The organism is Chryseobacterium cheonjiense, assembly GCF_012927265.1.
Lineage (GTDB): Bacteria > Bacteroidota > Bacteroidia > Flavobacteriales > Weeksellaceae > Chryseobacterium > Chryseobacterium cheonjiense.
In genome coordinates this window covers 1,561,867-1,582,359 of the sequence record NZ_JABBGF010000001.1, presented here as the reverse complement: position 1 = coordinate 1,582,359, position 20,493 = coordinate 1,561,867, and the positions used below count along the sequence as shown (strand labels likewise).

At 37.9% G+C, this 20,493-nt stretch carries 17 protein-coding genes; 4 read left to right on the top strand and 13 right to left on the bottom strand.

Annotation, left to right across the window (positions count from 1 at the left end):
- Window positions 1-11: 11 nt before the first annotated feature.
- The 5 genes from HHL20_RS07065 to HHL20_RS07045 form a co-directional block, all read right to left on the bottom strand.
- The gene (locus HHL20_RS07065; RefSeq protein ID WP_169230454.1) at window positions 12-3,629 is read right to left on the bottom strand and encodes a response regulator; all 3,618 of its coding nucleotides are present in this window, start codon (window positions 3,627-3,629) and stop codon (window positions 12-14) included.
- 6 nt (window positions 3,630-3,635) lie between these two features.
- On the bottom strand, window positions 3,636-5,111 hold the full coding sequence (locus HHL20_RS07060; RefSeq protein ID WP_169230453.1) for a hybrid sensor histidine kinase/response regulator: 1,476 nt from the start codon (window positions 5,109-5,111) through the stop codon (window positions 3,636-3,638).
- 395 nt (window positions 5,112-5,506) lie between these two features.
- The gene (locus tag HHL20_RS07055) at window positions 5,507-6,340 is read right to left on the bottom strand and encodes a cyanophycinase (protein WP_169230452.1); all 834 of its coding nucleotides are present in this window, start codon (window positions 6,338-6,340) and stop codon (window positions 5,507-5,509) included.
- 13 nt (window positions 6,341-6,353) lie between these two features.
- Entirely contained in the window at window positions 6,354-7,169 is an 816-nt protein-coding gene (locus HHL20_RS07050) for a Type 1 glutamine amidotransferase-like domain-containing protein (RefSeq protein ID WP_169230451.1), read from the bottom strand.
- 20 nt (window positions 7,170-7,189) lie between these two features.
- Window positions 7,190-7,390 (bottom strand): membrane lipoprotein lipid attachment site-containing protein, encoded by a 201-nt coding sequence (locus HHL20_RS07045; RefSeq protein ID WP_169230450.1) that lies wholly within the window; start codon window positions 7,388-7,390, stop codon window positions 7,190-7,192.
- A gap of 204 nt (window positions 7,391-7,594) precedes the next feature.
- Between HHL20_RS07045 and HHL20_RS07040 the strand changes: the two genes are divergently transcribed.
- From HHL20_RS07040 to HHL20_RS07030, 3 genes are read left to right on the top strand one after another with little or no spacing between them, the layout of a single operon-like run.
- A complete protein-coding gene (locus HHL20_RS07040) occupies window positions 7,595-8,191 on the top strand; it encodes a Crp/Fnr family transcriptional regulator (RefSeq protein WP_169230449.1) in 597 nt (198 codons plus the stop codon).
- 50 nt (window positions 8,192-8,241) lie between these two features.
- Window positions 8,242-8,571, top strand: coding sequence for a DMT family transporter (locus HHL20_RS07035; RefSeq protein ID WP_169230448.1), 330 nt, complete (start codon window positions 8,242-8,244; stop codon window positions 8,569-8,571).
- A 43-nt stretch (window positions 8,572-8,614) separates the two neighbouring features.
- Window positions 8,615-9,331 carry a T9SS type A sorting domain-containing protein gene (locus tag HHL20_RS07030; protein ID WP_169230447.1) on the top strand — a complete coding sequence of 239 codons (717 nt, stop codon included), beginning with the start codon at window positions 8,615-8,617 and terminating at the stop codon, window positions 9,329-9,331.
- Window positions 9,332-9,373: 42 nt separating this feature from the next.
- On the opposite strand, the gene HHL20_RS07025 is transcribed toward HHL20_RS07030, so the two are convergent.
- The 5 genes from HHL20_RS07025 to gpmI all read right to left on the bottom strand — a co-directional run bounded on the left by HHL20_RS07025 (window position 9,374) and on the right by gpmI (window position 14,220).
- Window positions 9,374-10,141, bottom strand: a complete 768-nt coding sequence (locus HHL20_RS07025) for a class I SAM-dependent methyltransferase (protein WP_169230446.1) — start codon at window positions 10,139-10,141, stop codon at window positions 9,374-9,376.
- Window positions 10,142-10,951, bottom strand: coding sequence for a type I methionyl aminopeptidase (gene map / locus HHL20_RS07020; RefSeq protein ID WP_029293020.1), 810 nt, complete (start codon window positions 10,949-10,951; stop codon window positions 10,142-10,144).
- Window positions 10,952-11,036: 85 nt separating this feature from the next.
- On the bottom strand, window positions 11,037-11,465 hold the full coding sequence (locus tag HHL20_RS07015; RefSeq protein WP_072882997.1) for a BT0820 family HAD-type phosphatase: 429 nt from the start codon (window positions 11,463-11,465) through the stop codon (window positions 11,037-11,039).
- A 91-nt stretch (window positions 11,466-11,556) separates the two neighbouring features.
- On the bottom strand, window positions 11,557-12,537 hold the full coding sequence (locus HHL20_RS07010; protein ID WP_169230445.1) for an acyl-ACP desaturase: 981 nt from the start codon (window positions 12,535-12,537) through the stop codon (window positions 11,557-11,559).
- A 141-nt stretch (window positions 12,538-12,678) separates the two neighbouring features.
- Complete coding sequence (gene gpmI, locus HHL20_RS07005) at window positions 12,679-14,220, bottom strand: 2,3-bisphosphoglycerate-independent phosphoglycerate mutase (protein ID WP_169230444.1); 1,542 nt, start codon at window positions 14,218-14,220, stop codon at window positions 12,679-12,681.
- 163 nt (window positions 14,221-14,383) lie between these two features.
- Between gpmI and HHL20_RS07000 the strand changes: the two genes are divergently transcribed.
- Entirely contained in the window at window positions 14,384-14,707 is a 324-nt protein-coding gene (locus tag HHL20_RS07000; RefSeq protein WP_169230443.1) for a translation initiation factor, read from the top strand.
- Window positions 14,708-14,841: 134 nt separating this feature from the next.
- Here HHL20_RS07000 and HHL20_RS06995 read toward each other — a convergent pair whose 3' ends face one another.
- From HHL20_RS06995 to HHL20_RS06985, 3 genes are all read right to left on the bottom strand, one after another.
- The gene (locus tag HHL20_RS06995) at window positions 14,842-15,741 is read right to left on the bottom strand and encodes a leucine-rich repeat domain-containing protein (RefSeq protein ID WP_169230442.1); all 900 of its coding nucleotides are present in this window, start codon (window positions 15,739-15,741) and stop codon (window positions 14,842-14,844) included.
- A gap of 60 nt (window positions 15,742-15,801) precedes the next feature.
- Window positions 15,802-17,946 carry an alkaline phosphatase PhoX gene (locus HHL20_RS06990; protein ID WP_169230441.1) on the bottom strand — a complete coding sequence of 715 codons (2,145 nt, stop codon included), beginning with the start codon at window positions 17,944-17,946 and terminating at the stop codon, window positions 15,802-15,804.
- Between the two features lie 633 nt (window positions 17,947-18,579).
- Window positions 18,580-20,415, bottom strand: a complete 1,836-nt coding sequence (locus tag HHL20_RS06985) for a cytochrome-c peroxidase (protein WP_169230440.1) — start codon at window positions 20,413-20,415, stop codon at window positions 18,580-18,582.
- Window positions 20,416-20,493 lie beyond the last annotated feature (78 nt).

The window sequence follows — 20,493 nt, the reverse complement described above, 5'->3', positions numbered from 1 at the left end:
ATTTTAGCTGTTTACATTTCATATAACCAAACTCTAAGTAAAGATAATAGCTGATCGATATCCACCGGTTTCGAAATATAATCCGAGGCTCCGGCAGTAATGCACTTTTCACGTTCCCCGATCATTGATTTTGCAGTGATGGCAATAATCGGAAGTCTTGTAAACATCGGCATTTTTCTGATCTGCTTTATGGTTTCGTAGCCATCCATTTCCGGCATCATCATATCCATCAGGATAACGTCTACGTCCGGATGTTCTTTAATTTGCTGCAAGGCATGCTTTCCGTCCATGGCCACCACTACTTCTACTTTATATTTTTCGAGTGCTTTTGTGAGTGAAAATATATTCCTTACATCATCATCGGTGATCAGTATTTTTTTACCGCTTAATACTTCGGTTAAAGATCCCAGGGTTTTACTTCTTACGGTTTCAAGAGAATTGTTTTTTTCTTCAACCAAATGAAGGAACAAGCCTACTTCATCCAGAATTCTCTGATAAGAATGTGCCGTTTTTACTACGATAGAATCTGCATACTGCTTTATTTTCAATTCTTCTGATTTAGACAAATTCCGTTCCGTAAATATGATGATCGGTAAGTTTTCCAGGCCTTCATAACTCTTTATGGACTCAATGATTTCGTATTCATTTCCTTTTGAAGATCCGATATCAAGAATCACACAGTCTACATGATCGGTAGTCAATGCTTTCACACTGTCCTCTACATTGTTCTGCACCGATAACGAGATGTTGAAATTACCAAGGAAATAAGAAAGCGCACTGGCATGTTTCTCATTTTCTTCAACAATGAGTACTTTCTGCGGAGACTTGCTGAGCACTTCTTCAATTTTTCTGAAAACTTCGGTCATCTGGTCCAGGGCTACCGGCTTATTAATAAAGTCAATAGCTCCCTTCATGAGGCTTTCTTTTTTAACATGCAGTACCGACATCATATGCACCGGAATATGTTTGGTTTCAGGATTTGATTTAAGTTCATCCATTACCTGCCACCCGTCTTTTACCGGGAGCTGCACATCCAGTAAAATAGCAAGAGGACGGTATTGTAATGCAGCAGAAATACCATGATCACCTCTTACAGCCACTACAGCCTTATAATTCTGCATACGGGCATATTTTAAAAGCGCTTTAGCAAAATTGGTATCATCTTCAATGATAAGGATTACTCTGTCGCCATCTTTAATATTTTCCCTGTCATCATCTACATCGTCTGGAATTTCAAGAGAATTGATTGTATTATAATACTCTTCTTCCCCATCATCGAGGATATTTTTTATTTCCTCAACATCTTCGCGGATGATTTCCACGAGATCCTGATCGGTTTCCATTGGTGCGATTTCAGATTCAGTAATTGCTCTTACCGGAATACTAAGACAGAATTCGCTTCCTTCATTCACTTTACTTTCCAAAGTAAGCTCACCACCCAGAAGCCTTGCGATTTCCCTGCTGATAGATAACCCCAAACCGGTGCCGCCAAATTTTCTTCTGGTAGAACCGTCTGCCTGCTGGAATGCTTCGAAAATAATTCTCTGCTTGTCTTCCGCAATACCGATTCCTGTATCTTTTACAGAGAATACAATAAAGTCTTTCTTCTTCCCATCCTTTCTGATATGTAAATCAATGCTTCCTTCGGTGGTAAATTTCAAAGCATTTGATAATAAGTTTCTCAAAACCTGGTCTACTCTTAAACGATCGGTTTCAATTGTGCTGTTCAGCTCATTATCAATCTGCAGGTTAAACTGAAGTCTTTTTTCCTGGAATACCGGATTAAAAAGATTTTTCAAATCTTTTACAATATCATTGATTTCTACATCCTGATATTCCAGTGTCATTTTCCCGGATTCTATTTTGGCGAGATCAAGAATTTCATCAATTAAGGTAAGCAGACTGCTTCCTGAACTCTGAATTACTTTGGCTGACTCGATCTGATCTTCACTTAGATTTTCTTCCGGATTTTCAGCCATCAGACGCGATAAAAGAAGGATTGAATTAAGCGGGGTACGCAATTCATGAGACATATTTGCGAGGAATTCCGATTTATATTTTGTGCTTAAAGCAAGCTCTTCCACTTTCTTCTGAATCTCACTGTTGCGTTCTGCAATCAGATGGTTTTTCTCTTCCAGCAGCCTTGATCTTTCTTCCAGCTCGGCATTGGCCTGCATGAGTTCTTCCTGCTGTACTTTCAATTCTTCTTCTGAAGCCTGAAGCTTTTGTGTCTGGGCTTCAAGTTCTGTGTTGAGGTTTTCCAGTTCAGAATGCTGTACCTGCAGTTCTTCAGACTGAGCCTGGGTTTCCTCAAGAAGCTGCTGTTCTTTTTCACGGCTTTTTGCCGCATTTAAAGCTACCCCGATATTTCTTGTACATTCAACGAAATAATCAATTCTGCTTTCGTCAAAATTATTGGTAGATCCCAATTCAAGGACACCGATAACGTTTCCGTCTGCAAAAACAGGCAGCAATAATATTCCGTAAATTTTTATCGTGCTGCTTGAAAATGTTACTACAAAATCATCTTCATGCAGATTGTTATAGACCTGTGTTTTTTCACTGATGAAAGTCTGTCCTACCATGCCTTCTCCAGGTTCAAAGAACTTTTTCATATTGTTTTCCAGGCCGAAAGCTGCTTTCAGCTTCAGTATTCCTTCATCATAAAGATAAAGAGATCCATTGATGCATTTTCCGTATTCAATGATCTGGTGAAGGGCATTATCCGAAACTTCCTGTACGGATTTGTTTCCCATAAGGGATTCGTTAAGTAACGCAAGCCCTTTCTGGCGCCAATCGCTGGCATTAATCTTATCGAAAGAAATTTTCAGTGATTCAGTCATATGGTTAAGCGATTCTGCAAGATCTCCAAGATCGTCCTGAGAGGTATCTGTTGCCCGCTGGCTGTAATCTCCGTTAGCTACTCTGTTCGCAATCTGCTGAATCGCGCTTACTCTTTTGCTGATCTCAATATCTTTAGCCTGAAGCGCTTTTTCCAGTTTATCTCTTCTGATAAGATCTGCTCTTAATTTTAAATAAAAGAATGTGGTAACCACAATGGCGGCAATAGCAGAAAATATAATGAATAAAACCGTCGTATTGGATGATCTGTTGAGATCTTTATTTTTAATAGCAAGCTGAACCTCTTCGTATTGTACAAATTCCTGAACAATTTTGCGGCATCTGTCCATATATGCTTTGCTCATAAGAACCTGCTGCTGGCTCATGACAACTCCCTTTTTTCTGTTGTCTACAAAATGTTTGAGGTTTGAAATATTTGTATTGACATTTCTTTCCAGCTCGTGCAGTCTCCTGATCTGGTTGTCATCTGTAATATCAAGGTTTTTGGCCCGTTCTATTGCCTTTGGAAACTCAATAAGACTTCGGTTAAACGGATCGAGGAAATTTTCCCTTCCGGTAAGCTGATATCCCCTGTTTCCCGTTTCTGCATCCAATAACGAAATTAAAACATCTTTTACGGCAGTAATGGACCTCCTGCTTTTGGAAAGGCTCTCGCGGTTGTCCATCTGTTTTTGGATGCTCACATAAGATGCAACGGAACTCGCAATCAGGATTACTAATGAAAGCCCTACTCCAAACTGAAGATTTCTTATAATTTTTTTCGGCATTGAAAATTAGTTTAATGGTAATGTGAAATAAAATGTAGATCCTTCGTCTACTATACTGGAAACGCCAATACTTCCATGATGCTGCTTAATGATTTCCGAACAGATGAATAATCCTATTCCCATCCCCTGAAACTGCAGGGAAGATTCTTCAACACGATAGAATTTACGGAAAACAGCTTCCTGCTTAAAATCGGGTATACCGATTCCGAAATCGGTGACGTTTACCTTTACTTCCTGCTCTTCTTCATCTACAAAAGTAGTAACGATTACCTGATTGTTTTTAGGAGAATATTTAATGGCGTTTGTTAAAAAGTTGATTAAAACCTGCTCAATACGGATTTCGTCCAGCGGAATAAGAATGTCTGGTTTTATACCGTCGCGCTTTATTTTCACACGGTTTTCATCATGAGTCTGGAGAATCGTGTCGATAGCATTGCTGATGACGCTTTCCAGATTGGTTGGTTTTTTGGTAATTTTCAGCTTGCCGTTTTCTATTTTGGAAACATCGAGCAAATCGGTAATAAGGGTATTAAGCTTTTCGATCTGGTCCTGAACTTTGGTTACAAAACCTGCTTCAGCACTTTCTTTATCGAGCTTAAGTTTTCTTTCCAGGAGCTGAACATATGCTTTGATACTGGTTAAAGGAGTTTTGAGCTCATGGCTCGCAATACTCAGGAATTCATCCTTTTCCTTTTCTACTTTTTTCTGATCGTCGATATCTGTAAAGGTTCCCACCCAGTTTTTAATCAGATCCCCATCATACACCGGAGTCACCCGAAGAAGATGGTAACGGTAGTTTCCGGACTCTACGTTTTTGATTCTCACTTCAAGTTCCAGAGCGGTTTCTTTTTTTCTGCAGCGGTCCAGTTCTTCTTTAATGTTGAAATCATCAGGATGGGTTTCCGGGAACTGTTCTGCAGATCCTGAATATTGATACCATTTGCAGTTTACAAAATCCACAGTTCCTTCTTCATTCAGAGTGAAGGCGATCTGGGGCAATGATTCCAGCATAAGGTGAAAATGGTCGATCTGTGACTTCATGGTGACCTGAGATTCTCTTCTTCCTTTTACTTCAAGCTCCAGACTCTGCTGCGTTTTTTTCATCGCGAGATTCTGCTCCTGAAGGCTGTAGAAAGTTTTCACTTTCAGCATAAGAATTTCCGGATCTACGGGTTTTGTCACATAATCTTTACCTCCTGAAGCGTAGCCCCTAGTAATAAATCTTTTCTCTGTATTTACCGCAGACAGAAATATAATAGGTACTTCTTTCGTTTTGCTATACCCTGCGAGAGTCTCAGCTACTTCGAAGCCATCCATATCGGGCATCTGTACATCTAAAATAATTAAGGCATAATCATTCTTCAATGCTTTTCCCAACGCTTCCTCCCCTGAGTCAGCCGTATCCACTTGGAAATCTTTTGATTCCAGCAATTTTTTCAGTGAATAGAGGTTACTCTGGTTATCATCAACAATTAAGATCATAGAAATATAAAAATCAATAATTAATTATATTTAGTTCAGCATCAAAAATACTCACAATATTCCGAAAACCACTTATATTTTCGTGATTATCCGTGTGCAGGTCTCATTATTATGAATATTATTTAACATTGAAAAAAATTTTAAAAGACGAAGCAATATTTATTCCACTAAATCAATATTTTAGAAATTATTTTAATTGAAAATTAAATTAACTCAGAAAATTTTCTTCAAAAATTATAATTCACGGCACAGTGTTTGAATATTGACTGGCAACACTTTTTCACTTAAATATATACTTTCAAATTTTAAACCCCTGTATTTTACAGGGGTTTATTATTTTTGAATTGAATTAGCAAGCCTTAACCGTTACTGCTAAGCATCTCTGATCTAAATTTCTATTCTGCACCTTTAAAGATTTTTTTATTAAAATCAAACATACAGTTATCGGTTAATATATGTATCGTTAGGTTTTCGGCATAAACGGGAGATCCTTCTTCTGCAGTATTAATATTCGTCTGTCCGATATTTTCTGCATTCAGCAGCCATACCATTCCTGATCCGCGACAGGTTGCCTTAGCCCCTTCTTCAATAAGCAGCGCGGTATCTTCACCCAGACCTATTCCCCAGCAATGACGATTGAGAATAACAGCATGTGCCAGTCTCCCAAATCTTGCCCGATGTATAAAATGGGTATCGATAATGCAGTTATCAATAAATCCCAGCCCAGAATTCAGTTCGATATCATGCTCGAGCATTGCTTCACCGTTTTCGGCTTCCATAATGATAATTTCTGGTATGCACATCGCTCCCGCACTTGTTCCTGCAATTGTGAAATCTTTCTCATTGGTATATTTTTCTTTGAGAAGGTTGCGTAATGCAGATTGTTTTAATTTCTCGTAAATCCTCGCCTGATCACCACCTGTAAAAAATACGGTTTTTGCAGCCGAGACTCTTTTAAACTGATAATCTGTATGCAACTGATCATCGCAGATATCCAAAAAGTCGAAGTTGGAATATCCTATTTCATTAAATGTTTTGGTATAGGTTTCACGCATGCTTTCAGGCTCAGAACTGGCTGCTGTAATAACCTCGATACGGTCGTCTTTTGATGCAGTAAGAAGCTTCAGAATTTCACGGGGTAAAAAATCCCTGTTCCTGTCTTCCATCTGTGAATGGTTACCGTCTTTATCTTCCTTACCTCCTATGATTAATAATCGTCCTTTTACCATCTCATAAACTATGTTAGTTACTGACTGAAGCTTTGTATCCGGTATTGATAACTTCGCCGTTTGTGAGATTCAGCATGCATCCGTCTACAAGAATGTGTCCCTTCAGGTTTTTTACAAACATTGTATTTCCTTTATCAAATTCTCGGGCATTGATTTTTTTTACATTTCTTGCATTGACAAGCATTACAGAACCGCTTCCTTTACAAAGCACTTTGGTACCTTCTTCGATGATAAGAGCCGTATTTTCACTCAGGCCGAGACCGAAATATTCATTATTTAGAATAACATTTTTAATGAGGTTTTTAAACCGGGTTTTATGGTCAAAACGGGTATCGATAATACAGGTATTGATAAAGCCCAGTCCATCGTTCACTCCCGAATCTTTCATAAAAATGCCTGAAATGCACATGGCACCAACATTAATACCGGCAACGGTAAAATCTTCTTCCAAAAGATATTTGCGGTATAAGAGCTTAAGGATGGAAGAGTCTCTCAGCACTTCACAAAGCTCGGGCTGTTCGTCGGTAAATATTACAACTTTAGCCCCGATAAGCCTGGACGACAATTTTTCATCCTGATTCTTCTCCTGATCAAGATACAGGAAGTTAAAATTATGGTAGCCTGCGGCCAGGAGTTCTTCAGAATATTTTTTTTCGATCTGTTCTTTATGATCCGATGCTGTACTGATAAGCTCTATAGGCACATCTTTTTGGCTGCATAACAGTTGAAATATCTGATGCAGAAAAAAATGCCCGTCTGTTTGTTTTTTATTTTCAGCGTTTACAGCATCCGTATTTCTGATCATAATAAGCTTTCCTTTTGGAATCATATCAAAACTTTTAAAGTTGATTACTCATTATCTGTATGTACATCCTTGAGACTATCCTGCATCCGAACTGTATCCGACCGCTGTTCCAGTGTATTGATGGTATCTGAAGCACGGTTGTTTACGCTTTGTTCTTTGTTGGCCTGGTCAATGTACTGGGTTTCGGATTTTGTGCATGCTGTAAGTAATGCAATACCACATGCTGTGAGAATTAGTTTTTTCATATATTTTAAATTTGGTTATCTCAAACTTATCAAATAATAAGTAATCATTTTATGATGTTAGTCACATTGAGATGATGTATAATTAACTACAGTTTTTTAAAAAATATAGATGTATATTTATGTTTTTAATCATAATAAAGACTATCTCATTTTCATACAAGTAAAACTGTGGTATATCCCGGTTCAATTAAAACCTTATATTCTATGTTAATTGAAGAACAACTCTTAATGTCTTACGGCGCGGAGGTGGAAGACCTGAATCCTTCATATGTAATTTTCGAGGAGGGCAGCACGCCGAAATATTATTACCAAATCGTAAAAGGCAGAATAAAACTCAATCATTACGATGAAGACGGAAAAGAACTTATTCTTGCGATTTTGAATAAAGGATTGAGTGTATGTGAACTTTTATTATTTATCGACGAAAAATACCCGGTAAATGCTATTACGTTTGAAGAAACCACTGTTCTGAAACTTCCGAAAAGTGATTTTATCCGGCTGCTGGATGAAAATACCCAAATTTCGAGAGACATCAATAAATTTCTATCCGAACGTCTCTATTTCAAGTACATCATGCTGGAAAATAACACTTCCCTGAGACCTGATGTCCGTATAAAAGGAGCGCTGAACTATCAGAAAAGTTTTAGCGCCAACCAGGAGCAGTTTTCATTTGAAGTTCCGCTCACACGGAAGGATATAGCTTCCATAACTGCGTTGAGGGTGGAAACTGTAATCCGGACTATTAAAAAGCTTGAAAAGGAAGGGTTTCTGAAAATCATTAACAGGAAAATATTCATTTAAAAGGTAAAATTGCTTTTAAATGCTGAACTTTGCCGGAAGAAACTTAAAAAATGAATTGGATTATCTTAATTATTGCAGGATTATTTGAAGTTGCCTTTGCATCATGCCTGGGAAAAGTAAAAGAAACAAATGGGACAACCATGTACCTTTGGTTCGGAGGTTTCCTGATCTCTCTTACGATAAGCATGCTTTTGCTCATCAAAGCTACCCAAACTCTTCCTATCGGAACAGCCTATGCGGTATGGACCGGAATTGGTGCGGTAGGAACCGTATTAATGGGAATTTTCTTTTTTAAAGATCCGGTAAGTTTCTGGAGAATATTCTTTATTGTAACCCTGATTGGTTCTGTTGTCGGCCTGAAAGCGGTTTCTTCTCATTAATTTTATTCTTTTTATTCCTAAATTTGGGAATAAATTATTAACCATGAAAAAAATCTTACTTTTATTGCTTGTCGGCAATGTGCTTTCTGCCCAAAATGCGGAATTATTTAATAATAACTGGTATATTTCCAAAATAATTGATAACGGACAGACTACTACAACTCCCGCAATGGATATACCTTTGTCGAAATCAGATTTTATAGCGGTTTCGGGAAGTATGGGCAGCGGCTATGCTTTTAACTCAAAACATTTTAATAGTTGCCAGCTGGAAATATCATTTGCTTCCGGAACGAACAGTTTTGCTAAAACTAATGCAGCCTGTACCCTTTCCATGTACGGAGGAAATAATCAGACCGCTGTGAATAACTATGACCAGAAACATCAGAATTTCTACATTATTCCGGTGACAGAAACGTTTACCTATGAAATTGTAAATAACGGTTCCGATAAAATGCTGATCATAACGAAAAATTCAAACGGCGACAAAATCTATTACAACAATACCAATTCATTTCTGGCAACAAAAGAAAATCTCCTGAAAGAAGCATTTCTGATCGCACAAAATCCTGTAAAGGAAAACCTGATGATTGAACATGTGGAAAAAGGAATGCCTTTTCAAATTTTTGATGTAACAGGAAAACTTATTTCCACAGGAGAAACATCCGGCGAAAAGTTCAAAATTGATACTCAGCATTTTGCTAAAGGACAGTATATTTTAATCATAAAAGGATCAAAACCGCTGAAATTTATTAAAGAATAAATAGTTATAATAAAAAAACGTCTCCGGTTTGGAGACGTTTTTTTATCTTTTATACACGATAGGAAGAATTTCATTTTTCCTGAGACCGTATCGTTCAATTTCTTCATCTGAAAACTGCTGAGAATAGAAATTAGCTTCCGTTTCAAAACCTGCTTTCTGAAGTCTTTCGAAGTAATCCATTCCGTACCAGCGAACATGGTCGTATTGCCCGAAATGCTTTTGCCGTTCCTTTGGATCTGTGATCGTGAAATCTTCATAGGTTTTTTCAAGAGCATTCTTCATAGGAACCTGTAAAATACCCCAACCTCCCGGTTTCAGCACCCTGTACAATTCGCTCATCGCTCTGGAATCATCCACAATATGTTCCAAAACATGATTACAGAAAATGATATCAAAGCTTTCATCTGCAAAAGGAAGATCGAGAATATCTGCCTTTACATCTACAATGGGCGAAAAGAGATCTGCCGAAATATAATCCAGGTTCCTCATCCGTTTAAACTTTCTGAGGAATTCCTGTTCGGGGGCAATATGCAAAACTTTATGATTTTTAATAAAAAAATCCGTTTCATTCTGAAGATACAGCCACATCTGGCGGTGTCTCTCCAGGCTTAAGGTTCCCGGTGACAAAGCATTTTCCCGCTGCTTACCGTATCCGTAGGGAAGAAATTTCCTGTACGACCGTCCGTCGATAGGATCTACAAAGCGGTCTCCTTTGAAAAGCCGGTAAATGAGCGGCCTCGCCCAGATGCTTAGGTTAATCAGCATAGGACGGGGAATTTTATTTAATAAAAGTTTGGCGACCTTTTTCATTTAAAAATCCAGTTGGAAAGCTTTTTCTTCATCGCTTTCGATACCCAGGGCATCGTAAATATACTGAAAAGTGGAAAGCAATACCGGTTTTCCGTTGATTACCGCCACATCATGTTCGAAATGTGCAGATGGCTGATTGTCGAGCGTGGTTACCGTCCAGCCGTCATTATGGAATTTTACTTTTTCAGTACCCAGATTGATCATCGGTTCGATCGCAATCGTAAGACCGTCTTTAATAACCTTTCCGCTACCCTGTCTTCCATAATTGGGAACCTGAGGGTCTTCATGCATCTGTCTTCCCACACCATGACCTACAAGCTCTCTTACCACGCCGTAGCCTTCTTTTTCACAATGAGCCTGGATTGCATGAGAAATATCCCCTATTCTTTTTCCTCTGATACACTGCTCGATTCCTTTGTAAAGAGATTCTTTGGCAACTTTCAGAAGCTTTTTGGTTTCCGGCTTCACTTCACCGATTTCAAAAGTGTAGGCATGATCGCCCACAAAACCATTCAAAACAGCACCACAGTCTACGGAAAGCACATCACCTTCTTTTATTTCTTCTTTGCTTGGAAAGCCGTGAACAACCTGCTCATTTGGTGAAATGCAAAGTGAATAGGGAAATCCTCCATATCCTAAAAATGCAGGCTCTGCACCATGATCTTTGATAAAATCATGCGCCAGTTTATCTAAATATAAAGTGGTAATTCCGGGTTTAATTTCTTTTGCCAGCATCCCAAGTGTTCTGGAAACCAAACGGGCACTTTCTTTCATAAGACGAAGCTCGTCTATTGTTTTTAACTGAATCATGTAACTAATGTAACAATTTAAAAATTTAACAATGTAACAATCAAAATGGTAAACTCTTACATTGTTATATTGTTAGATTTATTCTTTACCAGAATAATCCTTTCTTTTTTTCTTTTTTAAGTTTTGAATAAGCCAAAACTTCTTTTCCTTCTACGCGGAACTCTATTCTTTCCTGAATAATATTATAGATTTCGCCCCATCCCGGAAAACCGCCTAAGTTCCTGTCGTCGATAAACCAGTCTGCATCTATTTTTCTCGATTGATTTTCAGAATCAAAAACTTCTCCCTCAAAGCTGGAATTTACCGCATAAAATTCAACACCGTTTTTCATACAGAATTCTACGGCTTCATCTAATGCTCTTCCGTGGCGATAGGTCCACAATATAAGTCTGTATCCTTCTGACTGAAGTTTTTTTAATGTTTCAAAAGCGAAAATTTTCGGCTTGCCAATCGCCGGATATGCATCGTCAACAATGGTTCCGTCGAAATCAACAGCAATTTTTTTATTATTCATTCTGTGAATTTATTTTTAAAAATGCAAAGATACAAATAAAAAGTGCCAAATATAATCCGGCACTCTTACTTTTATAATTTAAAGATATAGACTAGCTTTTAACCCAGCTGAACTGGAACTGCAGATCGGGAGTCGAGATTCGGTCTGTGATTTTCTGAAGTCTCGCCGGAAGTTTCATCAGGTATTCCTGAGCTTTTTCGGCTTTTTCATTAAGACCTTTAACGTGTTCTATTTTCCATTCGTCAAGAAGTTCTTTCATAATGTTGATGTAATCCTGACCTGTGTACACCATACATCTTTGTGCTGCATCTGAAAAATGCCCCCAAAGCTCACCGGCTTTCTGTCCGGATTGTCTCATCATATGAGCTGGCATTACGATTTTCTTGCGCATCATATCTTCAAAGGCAATGATCATTTCCGAAGGATCGATTTCCAGGATCTTTGCCACAAAATGCTTGTATGCTTTAGCGTGTCTTGCTTCATCGGCTGCAATAACCCCGCACATTTTAGCGAGCTTTCCGTTTCCGGACTGTTTTGCCAGCGTCCCTACTCTTCTGTGGGAAATATTGGTAGCTGTTTCCTGAAAACTTGTGTAGATGAAGTTTCTGTACGGATCCATACTTGTCCCCAAATCGAAACCGTCATTAATAAGGTATTGTGTAGTTACTTCAACTTCTCTCATGTTTACTCTTCCGCACAAATAAAGATATTTGCTCAAAAGGTCCCCGTGTCTGTTTTCTTCGGCAGTCCAGGCTCTTACCCAGTGTGCCCAGCCAACTTCTCTCTGTTCCTGATCTACACCGTCTACACCCATTAACCAGGATTCGTAGGAAGGCAAAGCTTCCTCTGTGATACAGTCACCGATCAGTGTTACAAAAAGATCGTAGGGCATTTCCCGGGCAAAGGTCTGAATTTCTTCGAGATCGTATTTAAAGTCTGCGCTTGAAGGATCCGGAAGATAATCAGAAGGCTGCCATATTTTTTCGATTGGCGTTAAAAATTTATCCAGAAAAGAGCCCACTTCCTTTTCCAAAATTCCCATTACTTCTTTCCTAACAAGCTTTTGATACATTTTATAAATTTAGGTTTAATTTGCAAATTTAAGTTTTTATTTATTATTTAGAACATAATAAACTGTTAAATCTTCTGACATTAATCATAAAAAATGCCGCTATATCACTTATAACGGCATTTTTTATCTAATAGTATTATTTTAACTCACTAAAATATCTCCAGTCATGATCTCCGGTATCTCAACACCCATTACTTTCAGAATGGTTGGTGCAACATCTCCCAGTTTACCTTGTTTAAGGTTCCAGGTATGATCTTTATCCATCACGATGAAAGGAACAAGGTTGGTTGAATGCTGTGTATTCGGTGACCCGTCGGGATTGATCATTACATCGGAATTCCCGTGATCAGCCAGAATGAAAACTGCATAACCGTGTTCATAAGCTGTTGTTGCTACTTTTTCAATACACTGATCCACGGTTTCTGCTGCTTTTACAGCCGCTGAAAATACACCGGTATGACCTACCATGTCGGTATTGGCGAAATTTAAGCATATAAAATCCGCAGTTTCATTTTCCAGTTCGGGAAGAATGGCATTGGTAATATCATGAGCGGACATTTCAGGTTTAAGATCGTAGGTAGGAACATCTTTCGGACTCGGACAAAGCAATCTTTTTTCTCCGTCGAAAGGTTCTTCTCTTCCTCCTGAAAAGAAAAACGTTACGTGAGGATATTTTTCAGTTTCTGCTATTCTGATCTGTTTTTTGTGATTTCTTTCAAGAATTTCACCCATGGTTTCGTGAAGGACTTCTTCATCAAAAACAACATGAACATTCTGGAAAGTCTTGTCATAATTCGTCAGCGTCACATAATATAACGGCAATTTTCTCATGAAATATTCAGGATTATCATGCTGGGTAAGCACTTCCGTAATTTCACGCCCTCTGTCGGTACGGAAATTAAAACAGATAACAACGTCATGATCTGTAATCTTAGCGATAGGAACCACATTTCCGATGGCCGTAGAATCAATCATGATAATCGGCTTCATGAATTCGTCGGTAATGTTTTCGTCATACGACTTCTGAATTTCCAGCAATGCATTGGTTGTCTGTGCTCCAACACCTTCCACCATGGCATCATAAGCGATTTTCACACGCTCCCATCGTTTATCTCTGTCCATCGCGTAATATCTTCCTACAACAGAAGCAAGCTTACCTACAGTTTTTATCATATGGTTCTGAAGATCTTCAATAAAACCTTTTCCGGAATGCGGATCGCAGTCTCGGCCGTCTGTAAAAGCATGAACAAATACATTTTCACGCAATCCGAATTCGTGTGCTGCTGTAAGAAGACCTTTAAGGTGGTTGATATGGGAATGCACACCTCCATCGGAAACTAAACCGATAAAGTGTACTTTTTTATTTTCTCTTTTAGCATATTCAAATGCATCCTGAATGACTTTCTGCTGACCCAAAGAGCCGTTTTCTACCGCCATGTTCAGCTTCACCAGATTCTGATACACTACTCTTCCGGCTCCGAGATTCATGTGTCCCACTTCGGAATTTCCCATTTGTCCTGCAGGTAATCCTACCGCCAGACCGCTTGCTTCAAGGGTCGTATGCGGAAAGTTTTTAAGGCAGTTATCTATAAATGGTGTGTTGGCTTTATCAATTGCTGAAACGTCAGGATTCATCCCCAATCCCCATCCGTCAAGGATTGCTAATATTGCTTTTTTTGACATTTTGTATAAACTTTTGTATTACAAATTTATTTATTTTGAAATGAATGAAAGAATCGGTGTACTTAAAATTTATTTAAATTTAAAACTTCAGGGTTTTCAAAACCTTGAAGGCTTGGACATGTTGTCTATTTTTTTGACTTAAATATTTTATTAATTTTGCAGTATGGATTTAAGAGACCAACTGAAAAACCTCTTTCCTGAGCATGAAGAGCAGGAGTTTGAGATGCCTGAAGAACAATTCAGACAGAAAGAGCCTTTGATTTGCAAATTCGAAAAGAAAGGAAGAAATGGTAAACCTGTAACGATCGTTGAAGGCTGGGAAGGCACGGAAGAGGAACTGAAAAAAATATCAAAAAAGATAAAAACCACCTTAGGAATCGGTGGTTCTGAAAAGGACGGCACGATCATTATACAGGGGGATAACCGTGACAAAATAATGAATATACTTAAAGAAATGGGATATAAGACCAAAAGGGTCGGCGGATAGTTTATATAATTTTTAGATTCTTTAACGCTATGGCCGCAAAAGTTTTTTATTAAAATTGAAAACATTTTTGTTCGCAATGGCGTTTCACTCAGCGAAGAGCTCTGTGAATATCGCAAATGTATTTTAAATTTTTTTTAAAAGTAAATCTGCGTTTGCGGCATAATTGCTTTTAGTTTTTCGAGGGTCGATTTTTCTATCGGGTTCCCTGTTAATATTAAGGTTTTAAGATTTTTTAGTTGAGAAAATTCTACAGGCAGATCAGTAAGCTGGTTATTGGCCAAATTCATGCTAACTACATTGTTTAAGCCTTTTACCTTAGGCGAAATTTCTTTGATGTTGTTCTGGCTTAGGTTTAAAAATTCCAGTTGCTTTAATTTAAATAGACCCTCGGGCAGCTGAGCAATAGAATTCTGCTGTAATTCCAGATATTTTAATGCTTTCGGAAGTTCCAGTTTCCCTAAATCATTAATCTGATTAGAGGAAAGATTCAACGATCTTAAATTTTTAATTTTATCTAAATCTTTTGCAATAAAGCTGATTTGGTTTCCCTGCAGGTTAATTTCTTCAAGACCTGGAATTTCCAGTAATGCTTCCGGAAAAATGTTCAGATTATTGGCATCAAGATGAATACTTTTTAATTTTTTAAGCTTTCCTAAATTTGGATTAATATTGGTCAGATTATTTAAATTGATCGAAAAACTTTCCAGTTTCTGAAGCTCTGCAATTTCATCGGGAATATATTTGATGCTGTTTTCATTCAGATTTAAAATCGTAAGTTCCTTCAGCTTAAAAATAGATTCATCCATTTTCTCAAACTTATTTTCCATCAGATTCAGAAAGAATATGGAATTCAGCTTTTGAATTTCAGCCGGAAGATTAAACATTGTTTTTCCACGGAAACTCATGCTGTAAACTGTTTTTCCACTATTCAATGCATCATCGACATTGGTATAAGTAGGATATTTTACAGGGTCGATCTGTGCTTGTGCCTGTAAAAAAATAAATAAAGAAACAGAAAAAAATACCTTTTTCATAAACTAAAAAAACTACCGGCAACCCATGGATTACCGGCAGTTGTGTAAAATATTAATAATTTATTTTTTCAGCAATTTTACGGTCTGCTGGAATCCTCCTTCTGCTTCGATGTTCAGAATTAAAACTCTTGAAACATTAAGCTGGTTGGTGAAGTCCAAATCTAAAACCTTATTCAATCCGGAATATTTCTGGGTGAAAACAATTTTACCATCAATACTGTAAGCGGTTACTGCGATATTCTTCAATCCTTTTGCAGAATTGATTTTTACGATTCCTGACGTAGGATTCGGAGCGACAGTTACTGTATTTTCCGGCTGCGTTTCTATAGTTCCTAAAGAACCTGCTGTTCCCAGGTTGTTTTTAAGAGCAACCACTACTGTTGCCGATTTTCCTCTGTAATCGATGGTGTTTCCAGTAGCATCAATATCGGTAGAAATCGTAGAATCCGGATGCTGGACAGAGAAGAATCCGAATTTATGATCCGGTGTAAAGGTAAGTCCCGTAGGTTCTGAACCAGCAGGCATAGAAGCAAACAATTTCACTTTAGGATTTGCCTGTGTGTGGTCCGGAGCTACTACCCAGATGTAATTTTTACCGCCATCCTGCAGCACCCAAAGGTTTCCAAGCTCATCGAAAGTAAGGTTGTCGTTTCCGTCTCCCCAGGCTTCAGTTTTTGTTCCCTGTGCCGTGTCGAAAGAATAATTGGTTGTAAGACCTCCTACAAAAGTTTCTACCTGGGAAGCCGTTGTTCCGTCATCTTTTAATCGGTAAACTTTGTTCAATCCTTTTGCTGTAAAATAAATTTTACCATCCACCGGACTGATATCCACATCTTCAATTCCGTTGAAAGAAGTTCCTCCCAAAGACTGAGCCAAAGAAGCCGTGTTATTCTGATCTGCTTTTGTCTTGTTAGGCACCTGAACCCAAGTTGCTGTTGTTGCTACAGGATCTCCGCCGTTCAATCCCTGGTCTAATTTTAATACGTAAAGATTTCCTGAAGAGAGGTTATTCGGAGTATCCATTACATATTTGTATACCATATGCGTTCCGCCATCTTCACCATAATAAGCAATAGTTCCCGCATTGTTGATCACTACGTTTTCGTGATTCATAATTCCCATCTGCCAAAGCTTTCCTTTGGAACCGTCTGCATTTTGGGAAATTACCTGAGCGGTTACCGGATCAATTTCTACCAGCCATCCGTAATCTTTCATTCCGTCTGCATTAACGTCATTGGAAGTCGTCTGTTCTTCCGCTGTAACGATGGTACCCCAAGGCGTTACTCCTCCTGAACAGTTTCTGATCGTCTGAACAAGGCTTGGCGCCGAGAAACTTACGGCTCTGGATCTTGTAAGCTGCCACAGCTTGGTTGTCGGGTTATAGTTGATTTCAGCCATCGTAACACCTCCAGGATTGGTTTCGTGGTTTACGGAAAGATAACCATTCGTGCTGCTTGAGTTTTTAGCCACATAACCAGTGAAGTCATTTTGGCCTCCTACTAATCCACCTCCTTCTGTATAGCTGTCTCCTTCTTTTAGGATCAGTTGATATTTGTGTTCAGCAGGGATGATTAATTTATTAGTCTGAGCTGTGGGAATGATTGATGTAAAGCAGCTGATATGGTTGGCGTTGCAAGGAACAGGAGTTACTGTCGTTGTTGTTTTCAGGTAAGCATCAATTCTTAAATCTGAACTTGAAGCTCCCCTGTTATGCAATTCGATGGAAATTCTGTTGCTTCCGTTTACAAATTTAGCTTTCGGAATAGAAAATACATTATATACGCTTTCTGCAGCTCCATCTATTGTTGTTGAGGACAAAGTAGTGAAATCGATTGTTCCGGAAGGCATATTGTCTCTTACCACTTCTTCTCCGTTAAGATATACTACAATTCCGTCGTCTCTCATGACGCCCAGCTCCATCGTCGTGGAAAGGTCATTTAAATTAACCGTGAAATCTTTAGTGAAATAAGCGGTTATAAGATTGTTTGCAGTAGTTGTTGTTACAGGATCTCCGTATCCTAATGGTCCGTTCCCCTGCGGCCATGCCGTAACATCATAGTTTGCACTTTTCCACTGGTCTGCCAACGCTGTATTGGTGTCATTATACTTCCATGAAGAATTTTTGTTGAAGATAAAAGTCTGGGCATTCAACAAATTACCCGAGACCATTGCAAGAGCTGCAACTGTCAGTAGTTTTCTTTTCATTTTAAATTTCGATTTATTGACAATGCAAATCTATTTTATTGCGATGAAGGGCCTATTAATAGGAGTTTAAATAATTCTTTATCAATATTAAGTTATGGAAAATTTAATGTTAATGAGATTAAGAATATGTTACATTAATCATATTATTATCATGTTTTAACCGTAAAAGAAACAAAGGATTTGAAGGCAAAAGCTGGCAAAAATTTCTAATAATAGATTTTAGATGCTTTGAAATAATCGGAAGAATTATAATATTCCAAATAAATATCTGCGAAATCCGTGAAATCTGCGGGAGAATTATTTTAACCGCAAAAGAAACAAAGGATTTATTTTAAAGCTAAACGTTGAAGGCAAAAGCTGACAAAAGTTTCTAATAATAGATTTAGAGGTTTTGAAATAATCAGAAGAATTTTAATATTCCAAATAAATATCTGCGAAATCCGTGAAATCTGCGGGAGAATTATTTTAACCGCAAAAGAAGCAAAAGAATTATTTTAAAGCTAAATGTAGAGACAAAAGTTGGCAAAAGTTAATAATAGATTTTATTTGAATAAATTATGTAGAGATTCTTACAGAATGACAAACTTGCTGTTAAAATAGTCGGAAAGATGTTACTGTTTAAACAAGTGTATTTTATTTAGTCTTAATCTTGCTGATGTCCGTTAAAGAATTAAGAAATGCAATAATCTGTTTGATTTCGGTTTGCGTGAGATTTAATTTATCCGGATCGAGCGTCTGGTTTCTCATTTTTAAACCCAATCCTTCGCCGCCGCCTTGATTATAGAATTCCAGGACTTCTTCTAGGGTGTTGAAAGCGCCGTTGTGAAAGTAGGGTTTGGTTAGGGCAATATTTCTTACGGTTACAGTTTTGAAAGAATTTTCGTAAATCCATGAATTTTCCTTTTTCACCGGACTGTTGATCCTTCCCCTATCAGCATCAAGTTCCAAAGGTTTATAGCTCACAGGCTTTGCTGTTATACCCAATACTTCCGATTCATTTTCATTAAAAAACGGCGGAACCAGCCCTGAAAAGTTCGGGGCGAAATGACAGGTGGCGCAGTTGGCTTTTCCCATAAACAGGTTGAATCCTTTCTTTGCATCGGAAGAAATTTCCTTTTCATTTCTCATGAATTTATCGAAATCACTTTCGTAAGAATACAGGGAAGCAACATAAGAACTCAATGCCTTGGAAAAATTTTCACGGTTGATATTACCTTTTTTGAAAGCTGTTTTAAAGGCTTTTCTGTATTCCGGATTTGCATTTAATTTTTTGATGATATTGTCATAGCTCGTATTGAATTCATCTTTGTTGTAAATCACGTGCTCTGCCTGTTGTTCAAGATAGAAAGCCCTTAGATCATAGAAAAATCTTTTAGCAAAAACAGAATTATAAAGCGTTGGAGAATTTCTCAACACTGTTTTCCCGTCAACGTTGCTTTGCGATTTTGCTTTCAGATCCGTAAATGCATTTTCGGGAAGATGGCATGTAGCGCAGCTCATTTTTCCGTTACCGCTTACCTTCTGATCATAAAAAATCTGTTTCCCCAACTTTCTTAGTGCTTCGTTATCTTCCTCTTTTTTTAATAAAGTATAGAAATACGGATCAAGAAAATCGCTGCTGAAAAAATTCCTGCTTGCCGGGTTCCAGCTTGAGAACTCTTTCAGGTCATCTGTTGTTCCGTCCCAGCTTCCCAATTCTTCGTATAAAGGTTGAATATACTTTTTATAAAATTCAATCCTGTCAAACGTTTCAAAGTCTTTATTTTCTGAAAGGTAAGAAATGCCGGCAGAAAATAGCCAGTCGGCTTTTTCCGTATTGTAATTTTCAAAATAAGGATCGTCCTGAATGTATTTCTTCATTCCTGAAAAAGCATGCAGGGTTTCTTCGGAAATATTTAAAGAGCCTGGTGTGTCAAAACCGGTCACGCCCAGACTGTATATTCTGATCAGTTCAATTCTTAAAGGCAATGTTTTATTGTTTCCTGTGCTTAAGCCGTTTTTTACAGAACTTAAATAGAAACTTGCATAACTGTTAAAAAGAAAATCGGTGATTGTTTTTATTTCTTCTTTTTTTTCTTCGGCTTCATCAGAAAATACCATCTCATCCAGAACCTGGAGCCCTTCGGGAGGAAGTGTGTACGAAGTTGTACCTGCCGCTTCAATATGAAATAACGGAGCGGCATTAAGATGGGTTTTGGTAAATTCCGGATAATGATACGCTACGTAAAATTCTATCTCTTTAAAAGAATTTCTTGTCTCCCTAAGTGTTTTCTGAAGATCTTCCAGTGATATTTTATTTTCAGAATAATGATACGCATCTGATTTCAATTGGCTGAGTCTGGTTTTAAAATCCGTTAGTCCTTCAAAAACTGCAGAATTTTCATTTTTAAAACCTTTATGGGAAGGATTGAAGGACATTACAGCAAAGCCTAAGAACACAAAAATAACAGCCAAAGGATAAAACTTCATTAATTCTTTTTTCCGCAAAACTACCGATAGGTAAAGCTTTGCAGGTTACCGCAACTTTAAATTTGAATTAAATAATGT